The organism is Algoriphagus yeomjeoni (genome assembly GCF_049821175.1).
Lineage (GTDB): Bacteria > Bacteroidota > Bacteroidia > Cytophagales > Cyclobacteriaceae > Algoriphagus > Algoriphagus yeomjeoni_A.
The window spans coordinates 1,611,280-1,627,438 of sequence record NZ_CP187512.1; the positions used below are offsets into that span (position 1 = coordinate 1,611,280).

Annotated in this window: 11 protein-coding genes; 5 read left to right on the forward strand and 6 right to left on the reverse strand. The window is 39.3% G+C overall.

Annotated features, from left to right (window positions below; all coding sequences use genetic code 11):
- Positions 1–57: 57 nt before the first annotated feature.
- The 4 genes from ACPUEN_RS06410 to ACPUEN_RS06425 all read left to right on the forward strand — a co-directional run bounded on the left by ACPUEN_RS06410 (position 58) and on the right by ACPUEN_RS06425 (position 4,754).
- Positions 58–1,677 carry an ABC-F family ATP-binding cassette domain-containing protein gene (locus tag ACPUEN_RS06410; protein WP_425639280.1) on the forward strand — a complete coding sequence of 540 codons (1,620 nt, stop codon included), beginning with the start codon at positions 58–60 and terminating at the stop codon, positions 1,675–1,677.
- A 10-nt stretch (positions 1,678–1,687) separates the two neighbouring features.
- Positions 1,688–3,085 (forward strand): sodium:solute symporter family protein, encoded by a 1,398-nt coding sequence (locus ACPUEN_RS06415; RefSeq protein WP_425639281.1) that lies wholly within the window; start codon positions 1,688–1,690, stop codon positions 3,083–3,085.
- Positions 3,072–4,253, forward strand: coding sequence for a class I SAM-dependent rRNA methyltransferase (locus tag ACPUEN_RS06420; protein WP_425639282.1), 1,182 nt, complete (start codon positions 3,072–3,074; stop codon positions 4,251–4,253). Before ACPUEN_RS06415 ends, ACPUEN_RS06420 begins: the two co-directional genes overlap by 14 nt.
- A 66-nt stretch (positions 4,254–4,319) precedes the next feature.
- Entirely contained in the window at positions 4,320–4,754 is a 435-nt protein-coding gene (locus tag ACPUEN_RS06425; protein WP_425639283.1) for a hypothetical protein, read from the forward strand.
- A 709-nt stretch (positions 4,755–5,463) separates the two neighbouring features.
- Here ACPUEN_RS06425 and ACPUEN_RS06430 read toward each other — a convergent pair.
- The 4 genes from ACPUEN_RS06430 to ACPUEN_RS06445 form a co-directional block, all read right to left on the reverse strand.
- Positions 5,464–7,041, reverse strand: a complete 1,578-nt coding sequence (locus ACPUEN_RS06430) for an NAD(P)/FAD-dependent oxidoreductase (RefSeq protein ID WP_425639284.1) — start codon at positions 7,039–7,041, stop codon at positions 5,464–5,466.
- A gap of 346 nt (positions 7,042–7,387) precedes the next feature.
- Positions 7,388–9,298, reverse strand: a complete 1,911-nt coding sequence (locus ACPUEN_RS06435; RefSeq protein WP_425639285.1) for a polysaccharide biosynthesis protein — start codon at positions 9,296–9,298, stop codon at positions 7,388–7,390.
- A 236-nt stretch (positions 9,299–9,534) separates the two neighbouring features.
- Positions 9,535–10,194, reverse strand: coding sequence for a sugar transferase (locus tag ACPUEN_RS06440; protein ID WP_425639286.1), 660 nt, complete (start codon positions 10,192–10,194; stop codon positions 9,535–9,537).
- Positions 10,195–11,334 carry an aminotransferase class I/II-fold pyridoxal phosphate-dependent enzyme gene (locus tag ACPUEN_RS06445; RefSeq protein WP_425639287.1) on the reverse strand — a complete coding sequence of 380 codons (1,140 nt, stop codon included), beginning with the start codon at positions 11,332–11,334 and terminating at the stop codon, positions 10,195–10,197.
- A gap of 669 nt (positions 11,335–12,003) precedes the next feature.
- Here ACPUEN_RS06445 and ACPUEN_RS06450 point away from each other — a divergent pair.
- Positions 12,004–12,705 carry a sugar transferase gene (locus ACPUEN_RS06450; RefSeq protein WP_425639288.1) on the forward strand — a complete coding sequence of 234 codons (702 nt, stop codon included), beginning with the start codon at positions 12,004–12,006 and terminating at the stop codon, positions 12,703–12,705.
- A gap of 278 nt (positions 12,706–12,983) precedes the next feature.
- Here the strand turns inward: ACPUEN_RS06450 and ACPUEN_RS06455 are convergent, their stop codons facing one another.
- Together ACPUEN_RS06455 and ACPUEN_RS06460 are read right to left on the reverse strand one after the other, a co-directional pair.
- Positions 12,984–14,141, reverse strand: coding sequence for a glycosyltransferase family 4 protein (locus ACPUEN_RS06455; protein ID WP_425639289.1), 1,158 nt, complete (start codon positions 14,139–14,141; stop codon positions 12,984–12,986).
- A 309-nt stretch (positions 14,142–14,450) separates the two neighbouring features.
- Positions 14,451–16,121: a capsule assembly Wzi family protein gene (locus ACPUEN_RS06460; protein ID WP_425639290.1), complete on the reverse strand. Its 1,671-nt coding sequence runs from the start codon at positions 16,119–16,121 to the stop codon at positions 14,451–14,453.
- Positions 16,122–16,159: the final 38 nt, after the last annotated feature.

Below are 16,159 nucleotides of genomic sequence, written 5' to 3' on the forward strand. Positions count from 1 at the left end.
GCCATCACATATATAATTCCTATCTTTGCGCCTCCAAAAAAGAAGAAAACCTCAATTATGATATCAGTAGATAACTTGTCATTAAAATTTGGCAAACGAACACTTTTCGACGAAGTCTCCCTCAAATTCAACCCTGGCAATTGCTATGGTGTGATCGGGGCAAATGGCGCCGGAAAGTCAACTTTTTTGAAAATCCTCTCCGGAGAAATGGACAGCACCAGCGGAGGAATCAGCATCACTCCTGGTCAGCGTATGGCTGTGCTCAGCCAAAATCACTTTGGTTTCGATGAAGTGGAAGTGCTAAAAACTGTGTTGATGGGACATAAGACACTTTATGCCATCATGGAGGAAAAGGACGCCATCTACATGAAGGAGGATTTTTCTGAAGAGGATGGTTTGCGTGCTTCTCAGTTGGAAGCTGACTTCGCAGAAATGGACGGGTGGAATGCAGAATCTGACGCAGCAGCATTGCTTTCAGGCCTGGGAATCACCGAGGATTTGCATTACATGCAAATGAAAGATTTGGCTGGTAACCAAAAGGTACGGGTTTTATTGGCTCAGGCACTTTTCGGAAATCCGGATATCCTGATTCTTGATGAGCCTACCAATGACTTGGATGCATCCACCATCGAATGGTTAGAGAACTTCCTGCTTGATTTCAAAAACTTGGTGATAGTCGTTTCTCACGATAGACACTTCCTGGATTCAGTTTCCACGCATATAGTGGATATTGATTTTGGGAAAATTAAAATCTACTCCGGTAATTATACCTTCTGGTACGAGTCTTCTCAACTTGCTTTGAAGCAGAGATCTGATTCCAACAAAAAGGCAGAGGATAAGAAAAAGGAATTGCAGGCATTTATCGACCGATTCTCTGCCAACGTAGCCAAATCCAAGCAGGCAACGGCTCGTAAGAAGATGATCGAGAAATTGAACATCGATGAGATTGAGCCATCAATGAGAAAATACCCTGGCATCATTTTCAAACCTGAAAGAGAAGCCGGAGATCAGATCTTCATGACTGAAAACCTGGAATTGAAAGCGGATGGCGTGACTTATTTCACAGATGTAAATCTGATGGTGGACAAGGGCGATAAAATTGCTTTTATATCTAAGACCAAGCAGGCAGTAAACAAATTCTTCCAAGTGATCATGGAAGAAATACCTGCTTCCAAAGGAAGCTTCAAATGGGGAGTAACGATCAACAAAGCGTATTTACCAAACGATAACTCGGAGTATTTCAAATCTGATCTTTCACTGATCGAGTGGCTAAGACAATTTTCTGGCAATCAGGAAGAAGCTTACGTAAGAACATTCTTAGGAAGAATGCTCTTCACAGGTGAGGAATCTTTGAAAAAGTGTTCTGTACTTTCCGGAGGAGAAAAAGTTCGTTGTATGATCTCCAAGATGATGCTTCAGAATCCTAACCTTTTGGTTATGGACGAGCCTACCAACCACCTGGATCTGGAATCCATTACTGCATTTAACAACGCAATTATTGAATTCACAGGAACAGTTTTAATGTCATCTTATGATCACGCGTTTGTACAGTCTTCCGCAAACAGAATTGTAGAATTCACGCCAAACGGTACGATTGATAGAAGAATGCCTTATGATGATTATTTGGAGAGCGAAGAAATCAAAGCTTTGAGGGAGAAAATGTACGCAACCAAGTAACCTAAGGTAGTTGCTACTCACCGCAATCATAATATACCTGGCGATCACAATCGCCGTCGGAGCCTGGGCTTCAAAATTCGTAAAGGGATCGAATGACTTTGTTTTGGCAGGTCGTTCGCTCCCTTTATTTCTTTCCGCCTCTGCCCTTTTTGCAACATGGTTTGGTTCAGAGACCATTTTCGGAGCTTCCTCGGTTTATTTGGAAGAAGGTCTTCAAGGCGTGATCGAAGATCCATTTGGGGGAGCGCTTTGCTTGGTTCTTTTTGGAATGTTTTATCTCCGCCCCATGTATCGCATGGGTGTATTGACTATAGGTGATGTTTTCAAGAAGATCTATGGCAAGCAAATAGAATTTCTATCGACGATTTTCATGGTTCCGGTATTCTTTGGGTATGTAGCTGCGCAATTGGTTGCACTGAGTCTGCTTTTCGGAATTGTCACTGGAATGAGTTTGACAGAAGGAATTCTCCTATCTGCCGGCATTGTCGTCATTTATACATTTCTGGGCGGGATGTGGGCCATTTCTATTACCGACTTTATCCAAACCATCATGATAGTCCTAGGACTGATCACAGTAGCAATCCTGGTGACCAAAGATGCTGGTGGAGTCAGTGTGATATTAGATTCGGCTACGGAGGAAAGCTTCCAGTTTTTCCCTGATTCAGGTTTCGACTCCTGGATCAATTACTTCGGTGCTTGGATCATTATCGGTCTGGGAAGTATTCCAAGCCAAGACATCTACCAACGCGTGATGTCTGCTAAATCAGAAAAAGTAGCCGTCCAATCCACTTATCTAGCAGGAGGATTTTACCTAACTTTTGGGCTTTTGCCTCTTTTCATAGCGCTTGGCGCAAAGGCGTTGTATCCAGAACTCTATTTAGAAAATAAGCAACTTATGTTACCATCTATGGTTTTGGCACATGGAGGTTTACCGGTGCAAATCATCTTCTTTGGAGCATTGATATCAGCTATTATGAGTACTGCGAGTTCGGGTATGCTTGCACCTGCTGCTTTGATCTCTGAAAACCTCATCAAACCACTTTTCAAAGGCAAACTTACCGACAAACACCTGCTTTGGATTTTAAGAATAAGTGTACTCGGCGTAGCTATTTTGGCCGTGTGGATGGCGCTACAGGATTCTAATATTTACGAGTTAGTAGCTGGAGCCTCTATCCTGATGCTGGTTTCCTTGTTCGTTCCCCTCACCTCCGGGTTGTATTGGAAAAAGTCTTCAAAAATTGGCGCTATGCTCTCCATGATTATCGGTATGCTTACCTATTTAATAATGGATAATTTTGAGCCGGAAATTTCTTCTCACATTTATGGGTTGCTCGCCAGTGCTTTAGCTATGGTAGCGGGCAGCTTGCTATTCCCCAACAAACCTCAACTTAGTCATGAACTATCCTAAAATAATACTGAAACACGGCAAAGAGATTTCCCTGAAAAGAAAGCATCACTGGGTATTTTCAGGAGCTATTTTCCAGAAAGATTCTAATCTTGAAAATGGTCAGTTAGTAGCTGTTTACTCCTCCAAAAATGAGTTTTTGGGAATTGGTCATTTTGCTGAAGGCTCTATCATGGTTCGGATAATTTCCTTCGAAGAGCGGGAAATCGATCAGTCCTTTTGGGATGAGAAAATTACTTCAGCCCTTTCTTTGCGAAAAAGCCTAGGACTCAATGAAAATGAAGAAACTAACGTCTATCGATTAGTTCATGGTGAAGGTGATTTGCTTCCAGGATTGATCGTGGATTTCTACAATGGCACGGCCGTTATCCAAGCGCATCAAATCGGCATGCATGCGCATTTAAATGAAATTGCCCAAGCGATAAAGAATGTCTATGGGGATCAACTCTCTGGGGTTTATGATAAAAGTGCGGAGACCTTGCCAAAGAATTTGGGAATCACTTCCAATGATTGGGTTCTTGGTAAACCAAAAACTGACTTGGTTCAAGAGTATGGAGCGACTTATAAAATCGATTGGGAGAAGGGACAGAAAACCGGCTTTTTCATAGATCAGCGGGAAAACAGAAAGCTACTTGCCTCCTATTCAAAGGGCAAAAAAGTGTTGAACACCTTTTGCTATTCAGGAGGGTTTTCTGTGTTGGCTTTACAAGAGGGAGCAGCTGAAGTGCATTCTGTGGATATTTCTCCAAAAGCCATTGAGCTGACCGAGGAAAACATTCTGCTCAATCCTGAAATCAAAGGCAAGCATGAATCTAAGGTAGCCGATGTAGTCAAATACATTCGTGAGATTGGTGATGATTACGATCTCATAGTTTTGGATCCTCCTGCTTTTGCCAAAAACCTAAAAGCTCGACATAATGCAGTTCAGGCTTACAAGCGACTAAATGCTGAAGCCTTGAAAAAAATCAAGCCGGGAGGAATTCTCTTCACCTTCTCCTGTAGTCAGGTTGTGGACAAGGCGCTTTTCCGAAACACGGTAACTGCTGCGGCGTTGGAATCTGGGAGAAAGGTGAAAGTTTTACATCAAGTCACACAGCCGGCGGATCATCCAATCAATATATTTCATCCCGAAACAGAATATTTAAAAGGTCTTGTGCTTTTTGTTGAGTAAAAACAACCTTTCAATTGAGGAGTTAAAGTCTTTTGGCCTATTTTCGTTTACTAATAAAAACAAATCATGTACACAGGAATACAACATTTACATTCAGGCGTAGCCTATCTGGCATTGCTAGCATTGGTAGTGGTCATCATTTACATGCTGATCGGATCTCTTTCAGGTAGAGAATTCACCGAGAAAGATCGTAAAATCGGTTTAATAGCCTTTATCCTATCTCATATTCAACTGTTAGTAGGTTTGATTCTTTATTTCCTAAGTCCTCTGGGGCTTGAGATGCTTAAGTCAGGTTCGGCCATGTCCGATCCCACAGCAAGACTTTTGGCTGTAGAGCATCCTCTGATTAATATCATTGCGATTGTGGTGATTAGCATTGGATATATCCGAGCGAAAAAACCAGGTGCATCCAGAGCAAGATTCAGAAGTATTTATATGATGTATGCGATCGGATTGGTGCTGATATTGAGTAGAATTCCTTGGTCTGCTTGGTTAGGATAAAGAGAATTTGAGATTTGAGATTCAAAAACTTCCAAATTCGGAATTCATAATTCGATATTCAGTATTAAATAGAAAAAGGTAGCATGTGATATGCTACCTCTTTTTGTTGCAATTCAAATCAATACACTATTCTGAACAGGAATCTATTTTCCATTCCTCGGTACAAACGATCATATTTAATAAACTCCCTGCTCCGAGGGAAATACTTTTAGTTCTTTTTCACCCAGGGTTGAAACCCTGGGCTATTATTTTGAATACCGTTGGCATTCTTTCTCCCAAAAGGCCCTTCATACCTATTTCTAACCCCGTGGTCTGTGTTCTCACAGATCAGACATGATAATGGCGTTTTCCATTCCTCTGTAACGAAAAAATTACTTTGAAAATAACACCGGAATCCGAGGGAGAATGGGATTCGTTGATCTTGATCCCTAGGGTTGAAACCCTAGGCTATTATTTTGAATGCCGTTGGCATTCTTTCTCCCAAAAGGCCCTTCATACCTATTTCTAACCCCGTGGTCTGTATCCTCACAGATCAGACATTATATATTGTGGCGTTTTCCATTCCTCTGTAACGAAAAAAATACTTTGAAAATAACACCGGAATCCGAGGGAGATCTTGATCCCTAGGGCTAAAACCCTAGGCTATTAAATCGTTCGTCCCAAATGGCCTTTGAGGTAAGGGCGAATGATTATTCGCCCCTACATTAAATCATTTTACATAGGCTTCAATCAATCGCTCGGCGCATCGTTCTCCATCCATCGCTGCTGAAACGATTCCACCTGCATACCCTGCACCTTCCCCGCAGGGATAAAGACGCTTGATCTGAATATGTTCAAAAGATTCTCGGTCGCGAGGAATGCGGACGGGTGAAGAGGTCCTGCTTTCCAATCCGATCAACTGTGATTCATTCGTGTAATAGCCCTTCATTTTATTTCCAAAAGCCTTGAAAGCCATAGCCAAACGCTCTGAAATAAAATCAGGAAGAACATTTCTCATCTCTACAGCATTTAAGCCGGGTTGATAGGAAGTATCCAGTAAAGATGTGCTCACTTTTTTCTCGACAAAATCCACCATGCGCTGTGCAGGTGCTACTTGGGTTTTCCCGCCAGCTTCCCAAGCTTTTTTCTCTATATCTGCCTGAAACTCCATAGCTGCCAATGGGCCAAACTTCTGATATTGGGGTAAATCTTCCAACTCCACCGAAACTACTATTCCGGAATTGGCAAACTTACTATCCCGGCGACTTGGGCTCATTCCATTTACCACCAATTCACCTGGAGAAGTTGCCGCAGGCACAATAAATCCACCTGGACACATGCAAAAGCTGAATACACCTCTTTGCTTGGTTTTGAACTCTGTCTGATGAACGAGAGAATATGCCGAAGCTGGCAAATAGGGTCCACGGTCCAAACCACAGTGATATTGTATACTGTCTATCAGTTTTTGACTATGCTCTACTCTTACGCCCAAGGCAAAAGGCTTCGCCTCTATAGATATCTCTTTTCTATGAAGCAAATGAAAAATATCCCGAGCTGAGTGACCTGTGGCAAGGATCACCCCTATACCAGTGATTTTATCTCCATACTGAGTGACCACGCCTTTAATCTCATTTCCTTCTAAAATGAAATCTTCTACCCTGGTATCAAACAAAACCTCTCCTCCAAATTGCCTTATGCTTTCACGTAGGTCTTCAACCAATTTTGGGAGTTTATTCGTACCAATATGAGGGTGAGCATCGACTAGAATCTCCTCGGTTGCACCATGCGCAACCAGAATTTCCATGATCCTACGAATATCACCACGCTTTTTGGATCTGGTATATAATTTCCCATCTGAATAGGTTCCTGCTCCACCTTCTCCAAAACAGTAATTCGAATTAGGATTAACAATCTGATCTTTGTTGATAGCTGCTAGGTCTCTTCTGCGAGCCCTCACATCCTTACCTCGCTCGAGGACAATTGGTTTCACTCCAAGTTCTATCGCCCGAAGTGCGGCAAAAAGGCCAGCGGGTCCAGCTCCTACTATTATTATGGGATCCTCATTACCCACATTTTTATATTCTGGCTGATGGTCTAGAAGGGATGGAGGCGTTTCCTTGATGAAAAGTTCAGCCTGAATGTTCACTTTAACATTCCTGCCTCGGGCATCAATGGAGCGCTTTACCTGGCGCGCTGTTGCCTCATTTGCGTTTGTAGGTAGACCGGCTTTTTTTCGTACTACTTCCTGAAATAAAACAGGATCGTAAGCCTCTTCCGGGCTCAGCTGTAGTGCAAATTCTTTCTTCATAGTGTAAGGTATTTATCCTTAAATGTGCTGCGCAAAGTTAGTGTTTTCTGAATTCATAAGGAAGTGTTCAGAGGCCAGTCGTAATCTCAGTGACAATTGGCAGGAGAAGTAGCATTTTAGCTATTGATTCTGCTTTATCTAAGTATTCAGTGTGCAGTCTCAGTCGCAGCCGTGTGAAAAAAATGTTCTTGAAGACAAGAACAGTGGCTGCTAAAAGCATAATAAAGGTAAACCCAAACTATCATGCCTTTATCATGCGGGTATATACGGGGTATATACGGGGTATCTAGGGAGTATCTAGCGGGGAAATAGTAAGTATCAGGTAAGGATGTACTTTAATTAGGTGCTAATTCAATCGGTCTAGAACCTCAAATCTTGATGAATTAGAAATGAATTCAGGAACAATAACTTTAAGATGTGAGACCAATTCATTCTCAGAATTTTTATTAACCAGTTCCATGAAAAGCTCAATTTGTCCATCTATTTTATGATAAGAAGACGGAAGTACCTGTGCAATTTTAATCTTAGGATGATGTGTTATTTTAACTGTTTCAAAATCATTAAGCAACTCTTCATAAAGCTTCTCCCCTTCTCTAAGTCCGGAGAAAACCACTTTAATATCCGAATCAACTTTTTTACCTGACAGCTGAATCATCTTTTTTGCCAGATCAAGGATTTTAATGGGTTCACCCATATCAAAAACAAAAATCTCTCCCCCTTCACCCATAATACCTGCTTCCAATACCAATTGACAGGCTTCTGGAATGGTCATGAAGTATCTGGTAATTTCAGGATGGGTCACTGTTATAGGCCCACCATGCATGATCTGCTTTTTAAACAATGGTATTACCGATCCATTTGAACCCAAAACATTTCCAAAGCGAGTGGTGATAAACTTAGTGTGATAGCTCTTATGATTTTTTTCCAAGTATTCGTTAAGCGCCTGCACATACATTTCAGCAGCTCTTTTACTTGCGCCCATTACATTCGTAGGATTTACCGCCTTATCCGTAGATACAAAAACGAACTTGTCAACCTTAGCTAAAACAGAGATATCTGCAAGTATTTTCGTTCCTAGTACATTGGACTGTATTGCCTCCTCAGGATAGTTTTCCATCATAGGAACATGCTTGTATGCAGCAGCATGAAATACAACCTGGGGTTTAAATGCTTTAAAAACTTCTTTTACTTTCTTCTTATTCCGTACATCCCCAAGCACAATCTTTATTGGGCAATGGACGTAATTCTCTTTAAACTCCTGCTCTACATCATACAAGGCTGATTCTGCTATATCTAATAAAATAAGCAGTTTAGGCTCATAATGACATATTTGTCGACAGAGCTCAGAGCCTATGGACCCCGCAGCTCCGGTAACCAATATTACCTTGCCTTGCAGATCTTCATGAATCCTAGGATTATCCAAGATTATTTGCTCCCTACTGAGCAAATCCTCGATTTTCACTTCCCGAATCGCCCCAGCGGTCAAGCCTCCATTGATCCACTGATCTACAGGTGGCACAATGGATACCGATATTTTCAAGCGAAGGCATTCATCAATCACCTCATTCTTCCTCTTCACAGAAAGATCTCTCACGGCAATAATCAACTCAGTAATGCCAAATTGATTGACCAGTTTTTCAAGATCACCCAGGCCCTTATAAATCCGTTTACCATCTATATTTTTACCCTCTTTTTTAGGATCATCATCTAAAAAAGCAACCGTATTGAAGAGGATTTTACTATCTCTCTTTATCGCTTCCTGGGCAATGATTCCTGCCTCTCCAGCGCCGAAAATTATACCGTTCTTCAGTTCCTTAACCAAAATACCATTCTTCAGGTAAACGAAAAGTTCCTTAACCAGCAGTCTGTAAAATATGAGCATGAAAAGCGAAGAAAGACTCGCAATAATCAATACGGAAGTAGGAAGTAAGAACCGGTCATTCAGGAAATTCCCATGAAAAAAATTCAAGAATAGAAATAGGATGAAATTAATCAGGACGGTTTTAAAGATGTTTGACCCATCTCTGAAGCCAGTGTGGCGCACTATACCCTCGTAACTACGAGTATTTTGCATTACTAACAAACCACCAACCATAAATGTAAAACTACCCGCCACAGCATCGTACTGTTCAATTAATGCCAGCTCAAAATTGAATCGAACCAAATAACCGAACAAAGCACAATAAAATAGGATAAAAGAATCAAGGGTGGCAATGATCCATCGAGGAAGGATTTTCAACCGCGTCAAAAAATTCATAGTATAAATTTATTCAAATAGCCAAGTTATAAAATCGCTTACACTAAAAACAGATTAAAGTACAAAATAAGCACTTTCTGAGCTTATCCCTACAAAATATTTAAATTATTTCAACAATATATTGCACTTTTCACAATTTAATTTTGGAAATCTCATTACTCGGGATGATGCCAGTAGTGTAAATGCGGAGATTCATAAAAGAATTATTGGTAATGAGTACCAAATATGCCAAGTTCTTATTGTTTGAAATACAATTTCTCAACAGCTTCTTTTTGTTGGAAGGAGGTCTTTTTACCGCCTTCAAATCTACCCATAGAAACATGCCCTTGCTGTGTTACTCCCTTGCCAAGTAGTACATTTCCCAGTGTTTGGAATAAAATCCTTAGGTCTAATAAAAAGGACAGGTTATCAACATACCAAACATCAAATCTGAATTTGCTATCCCAGGAAATTGCGTTTCTACCATTCACCTGAGCCCAACCTGTGACTCCTGGCCTAACTTCATGCCTTCTAGCTTGTTTAGCGGAGTAAAGCTGTAGATAATCTTGTAAAAGTGGCCTTGGGCCTACCAGACTCATATCTCCTTTAAGTACATTGATTAATTGAGGGATTTCATCCAGCGAAGTTTTTCTGATCAATTTCCCAAAACGGGTAATCCGTTCCGAATCAGCTAATAAATCCCCATCCTCATTAACTAAGTCGGACATAGTCTTAAATTTCAATATTTGAAAGGGCACATTATCCTTTCCTGGTCTTGATTGCGAGAAGAAGGGAGATCCTCGGTGATGAATACTTAAACTAATAAATAGTATTAAAAATATAGGTAAAAGAATGGCAAACATTAAAAAAGCCAGGATAATATCTATTGCTCTCTTTAACCAATTCCTATAAATCACTTATTTGAAAGTTTTACTGAGTTCTGTGTGTATCACCTCAACAATCAATTCTTGATGTTGAAGCGTCAAATCTACTGAGCTTGGAAGACATAAGCCATTTTCAAAGAACCTTTCAGACATACTTCCTCCATAATAAGGTGTCCTATTAAATACTGGTTGGGTATGCAGTGGCTTCCACAAAAACCTGCTTTCAATGCCCTTTTTCATTAAGGAGTCCTTTAACTGCTCATTAGAGAAGCCAGTCTTTTCTTTATCAACCAGAATTGCAGTAAGCCAATAGTTGGAATAGGAATCATCAGATTCTGTCTGGAACTCAATACCCGGAAAATTCTTGAGCAATTTCCTGTACCTCTGATTGATTAGCCTCCGACTTTTAATGAAGGAATCCAATTGTTCCAGTTGAGCTAAACCCACTGCAGCAGAAAGGTTATTCATTTTATAATTATAGCCAATCTCCAGGTGATGGTAAAAAGGCAGATCTTCCCTAGCCTGAGTGGATAATAACCTAGCGCGTTGTATTAGATTCGTATCCTTTGAAATCAATGCTCCTCCCCCACCTGCTGACATTATTTTATTTCCATTGAAGGAGTAAACGCCAACTTGTCCAAATGTTCCACATGCCTTTCCTTGAAATTTACTGCCTATTGCTTCGGCGGCATCTTCCAACACCGGAATATCATATTTTTCTGCAATTTCTAAAATCTGACTGATCTTAGCTGGCATACCAAAAAGATGAACTATAACAATTGCTTTTGGTTTTTTCCCTTTAGAGATTCTACTTAGAATGGTGTCTTCGAGAATTTCAGGACAAATATTCCAGGTATCCTTTTCACTATCCACAAAAATCGGAGAGGCACCAAGATACACAACTGGATTAGCTGAAGCACAAAAAGTAAACGATTGACAGATCACTTCATCACCAGGACCTATACCCAGAAGCACCATGCCTAAGTGCAAGGCTGAGGTGCCGGAATTCAAAACAACAGACTCATGCGTCTTTAGTCTTTTGGAAAGCTTGCTCTCGAATCTATTGATGAATTGACCGAAAGTTGCTATATGACCAGAGCTTAAGGCCTGTTGAGTATACAGATTTTCATTGCCATTAAGTACAGGAAATGAAAGCGGGATATGAAGAGCCATGCAGAGAGGTAGCTAAAACTGTCAAAATATACTACACAAATATCAAACCACCATATCCTCAATGGATTTGCAGGTGGCATAAAAGGCCCAAAATACATCACTAACACTACTTTTAAGCAAGCTAATTTTTTTTGAATGAATTAGCTGTTGTGTTCTTGACAATAAATTTTTACTCCCAATACCTAATCATAAGGCATTAATTTCTAAGGATTTATAAAAGGCTGTATTTTCCGAATAATGAAAAGTAAATGGATTCCGTACTATTTAGTCAGTTAACAAAATTAAGGAAAACTGTTGCAAGATATTTTTTTATAAAAAAAGCAAAAAAAATACTTCAAAAAACATATTTAAGTATTTGAAGTAACTTTTTGAAAGAATCCGCATGATTTCAATGCTTGCTTTTTTAGGGTTAAAAGTTGATAAAGTGGGTTAAGAATTTGAAGTGGACCTACTCAACTAATACCCCATTCTTATTTCATCTGAAAATATGAAAGATCAATTATCCTAGCCGCCTCATGTGTAAAATCAGTCTAGGTATTACAATTAGCTTTTACTTTCTTAAGCAAATAATAGTAAGCTAATTTTCGACTTTCAACAAAAAATCAAGATCTTTGGCATAGCCTATGATTTATGAAAAACCATTTTTTGAGGCAAAGCAAATTATATCAAATGAGAAACTATCCACCAAAAAGGATTGGCGATTTCGAATTTAAAATTGATTCCCAAGAAAGACTTCAGGAGGGGGAAGAGACCTTAATTTCAAAAGAAGTAAACTGGCTAAATCTATCTATTAAGCGTTTTATTGATCTTCTTTTTGCCTTACTCTTTATGTTAACGATAGGCTGGTGGTTATTTCCAATTGTAGCCATCTTGATTAAGTTGGATTCTTCAGGGCCTGTTTTTTTCAAACAAGAAAGAGAGGGTATCTATAACTCAATTTTTAATTGTTACAAGTTTCGCTCTATGGTTGTGAATGAACAGGCGAACATGAAGATGACGAGAAAAGGTGATCCTAGAGTGACACAGGTAGGTAAATTCCTCAGAAAAACCAGCATTGATGAACTGCCACAGGTATTAAATATAATCTATGGTAATATGTCATGGGTGGGTCCTAGACCTCATATTGTTTTACAAAACGATGAGCATGCCTTAGAAATTGAAGGTTATAGGAATAGGCATTTGGTAAAGCCAGGAGTGACAGGTTTGGCACAGGCAAGAGGATATAGGGGAGAAACAAATCAGTCTAATTCCATTTATTTCAGATATAGGCTGGACATGTATTATATAAAGAATTGGTCTGTTTTATTGGATCTTAAGATTATCTGGATGACTGCCAAAAGCTTTATACTGGGTGATGAAAATGCTTTTTGAGTGGAGAGCGAGTTGAAGGGAATCCAGTTCAGTGAGTACTTAAAAATTTGAATAGGCACTGTGCAAATCCTATTTTCAAGGGATAGGTAGGAGTGTATTTCAAGAGGAAAAGTGGCAATAATGGTAGAGGTAAGCTTATACTAAGTGGCTTTTGGTCTTTACTCGCAGAAAATTGGATAGAAAATATTAGGCCGCTATTACAAAAAAAAGTCTCCAAAAATTAGGAGACTTTCTATAATGTATACTTTTAAGTCTGTGATATTAATAGCTAGGTTTAGTCAATTCAGATTAACGTTAGAATCTTTGAATTCGGTTTTATCAAGCTTGACCTTTGATTTTTGAGGTGATTTAATTGGTCTTATTTCCAGCACTCTAGGCTGCATGGCTACTTTCTTTTTGATATAGTGGACAGTTACTTTATCAAGCCTATAGCCTAAAACAATGGAAACCCCAACGATAACCGGCAAAACCAAATTATCTGAGTAATCCTTCATGAAAAAAACAAGCACAATAATACCAAGTTGAAGCCCTCCCAGCAATAGAGCCACTTGATTGTGTTTTAGCCCTATTCTCATTAAGAAATGATGTACATGTGATTTATCTGGACTCATAGGCCTCTTACCTTGAGAAATCCTTCTAATAAAAACCCTCCCCATATCATAAAGCGGAAACATCATTAGCGCAACTCCTGCAGCGAATGTAGATTCAAACTTAAGAAATGCACCTTGGGGCAGACCTTCATTGATTCCCATAAAACCAAGTATTAAGGTTCCTAGAGTGAAGCCCAAAGTCAAAGAGCCTGTATCTCCCATGAAAAGCTTAGCTGGGTGCCAATTAAATGCAAGGAAGGCTAAAACTCCACCTAAGAAGGTGAATGAGATTAAAGCATAACTTTCCACTCCCTGTATTAGAAACCATCCCCCTAAGCAGCTTAGGGAAATAGCAGCAATGGTTCCCGCAAGTCCGTCCAATCCATCTATAAGGTTAAAGCCATTGGTAAGTGCTAGCAATACAAATCCAGAAAACATATAGCTAACAATGTCATTGAATTCTCCTATTCCCAAAAACCCGTGAAAGCCTTTTATTCTAACATCGGCGACCACCACCACTAGTAAAACGGCCACTAATTGTCCCAATAGTTTTCTGGAGGCCCTTAATTCTACTAGATCATCTCTTAACCCTACAATAAACATGAGAAGTATAGCCCCTAATAGGTATCTGATATCAGGCAAGGGAAATTGCCAACCCCAGATGGCCATGGTAACTGTACTTGCTACCATAAACGAGATACCTCCCATGGAAGGAACAAATGCAGTGTGAATTTTCCTACCTCCAGGATGATCCCCAATCTTAAATTTCTTTAAGAAGGAAATAAGTATTGGTGTAATCAAAAAACCCACCGAAAAGGCTGTAAGAGTGGCATATAAAAAAAACATGTTTAGTGGTTTAGAATTTCAACAAATTTAAGAAGCTTAAAAACAAATGCCTTGCCATTAACAAAAAAATAATTTTAAGCCCTATTCCTATTAAAATCTGCAATTCTCATTCTGGCATGCAAACAGATTAAATAGTATTTCAAACTACAAATTTTTGGATTTTGAAAAAGTATTAGCATTTAACAAAAGATTTTTTTCAAGAAATCAAAACATTATTTTTAATTCATTTTTTCATCAAATTGTTTATAAAAAGGGCATTTTTTTCCTCAAATACACACACTTTTTAATAATTGAAATTCAAATTTCTGCTCAATCCTTTCCTGTATTCCAGAAATAGATCAGGCTGGTCTGAGCCAAAAAAGAAGTTAGGTTCTCTCCTACCGGAAACTCCGGCGTACTGGCAGGATCCAGCTGCCACTGGTAATTCCTGGCGTGGATAAGCTGAAGCTTGGAGCTAAGCAATAAATTGTTCCACTTCTTATCAAATAGGAAGCCAAGAGAAAAGTCGATCCAGGGCTTGCGTTCATTTGGCTCATAAAAAGTTCGATAGTAAAAGCCTTGATCCCTCTCAACTCTTTCTAGGAGGACACCCGTTTTTCCAAATCCTTTTAAAACAGAGGCCTCAAATGTTTGAACATTGGAACCTTGTCCCGTTCCTACTCCTAATCCCTGACCAAAATTTGTGAACCCACGAGCCTGTGCGTGTTCATGCCAGCTATTTCGACCTCCTAATCCAGAATATCTGATGATTCTATTGACAGATTCTTGTTGATGCGTAATTTCGCCTCGCAACTGAATTTTTCTTCCGGAATTGGGTAAATCAAAAAGTTTTAAAAATCCAATCATGTAAGCTCTAGCATGTTCTGGATTCAAAATAAATTCCCTCCAATTATAGGCATGATCTCGTTTTCCGTATTCAAAATAGAGTTCAGCTTGAGCTTTAGGAAATCTAAAATCTCCGAAAATTACCACCTGCTGATCTCTTCCATTTCCATCAAAATCTACCGTATTGCCATTTTCAAAAAATCTCTCCTTTTGAAAAGCCTCAAAAATTGGAAGCCAATCATAAAAACTATTTCTTGGTAGCGAATCATATACTTGAAAAGTTCGCCCAAAACCTAGCTTTAGATTTGGAATCCATTTCGGCTGGTAACTAACCATCATTGCATTTAAGTATCTCGAATCATTAGGAATACGTCTTTCATAAATACTATTCAAGCTATCGTTTTGTGAAGCAGCAAAATTGCTTGAAGATAATTGACCAATCAAAACCTGAGCTTCAAAATCCCCCAAAAAAGTCTTAGCAGGTTTGGTGGTATTGATGGTTATATGAGGAAAACCAGGCGCATTATCGGAAAAAGTCAGAGAATTAAATTGACCAGGTCCCCACCAAATATTCTGAGTAGAAACTCCTGCTTCGAATGCTCCAAAAGAAAGTGTAAATTTTGATTGACCCCACCAGACTTTAGTATAGGAGGTTGATCCAAAACGTTCAGGAAAATCTCCTCTACTCCAAACATAATAGCGATCAAGATAATTTAGTTGTGTCAAAGCCAGCCTCAGACCTTGATAGGATTTATTCTGGGCCCAAACGAATTCTGGCTGAATTTGAAGATTAAGGAATTTCCATTTGAGGTTAATACCAGCGGATAAGTATTGCTGAAAGCCCACATTGGGAATCATTAGCATATCCCCCCAACCATAAGGTCTGTCGGTATTTAATTGACTTATCGAGTAAAGTGGAAGAACTTTTATTTCCGAATTTCCAAAATTTAAATTGACTACTTCATCAAAAGAAACTAAAGAATCAGCATCGAAATTAATAGATGGTCGTATCGAAGTAGCGTTTGAATCGCCATTTATCAATGCTGCTCTTCTTGCATTTTCAGCTAAAACAGAAAAATCTCTAAATAAAGATTGAGCGAATGTATAGGATAGAGTTAAAATAAAAATAAGTATGAGGAGAGAAACCCTTTTCATGTGTTTATAATTTTTGTTCAACGGCAACTTGGAACCTC

What these genes read in the sequence shown, in the direction of transcription:
- ACPUEN_RS06430 (WP_425639284.1), bottom strand. Translation starts at nt 7,041, where the DNA reads ATGAAGAAAGAATTTGCACTACAGCTGAGCCCGGAAGAGGCTTACGAT.
- ACPUEN_RS06445 (WP_425639287.1), bottom strand. Translation starts at nt 11,334, where the DNA reads ATGGCTCTTCATATCCCGCTTTCATTTCCTGTACTTAATGGCAATGAA.
- ACPUEN_RS06460 (WP_425639290.1), bottom strand. Translation starts at nt 16,121, where the DNA reads ATGAAAAGGGTTTCTCTCCTCATACTTATTTTTATTTTAACTCTATCC.
- ACPUEN_RS06455 (WP_425639289.1), bottom strand. Translation starts at nt 14,141, where the DNA reads ATGTTTTTTTTATATGCCACTCTTACAGCCTTTTCGGTGGGTTTTTTG.
- ACPUEN_RS06435 (WP_425639285.1), bottom strand. Translation starts at nt 9,298, where the DNA reads ATGAATTTTTTGACGCGGTTGAAAATCCTTCCTCGATGGATCATTGCC.
- ACPUEN_RS06420 (WP_425639282.1), top strand. Translation starts at nt 3,072, where the DNA reads ATGAACTATCCTAAAATAATACTGAAACACGGCAAAGAGATTTCCCTG.
- ACPUEN_RS06425 (WP_425639283.1), top strand. Translation starts at nt 4,320, where the DNA reads ATGTACACAGGAATACAACATTTACATTCAGGCGTAGCCTATCTGGCA.
- ACPUEN_RS06450 (WP_425639288.1), top strand. Translation starts at nt 12,004, where the DNA reads ATGAGAAACTATCCACCAAAAAGGATTGGCGATTTCGAATTTAAAATT.
- ACPUEN_RS06410 (WP_425639280.1), top strand. Translation starts at nt 58, where the DNA reads ATGATATCAGTAGATAACTTGTCATTAAAATTTGGCAAACGAACACTT.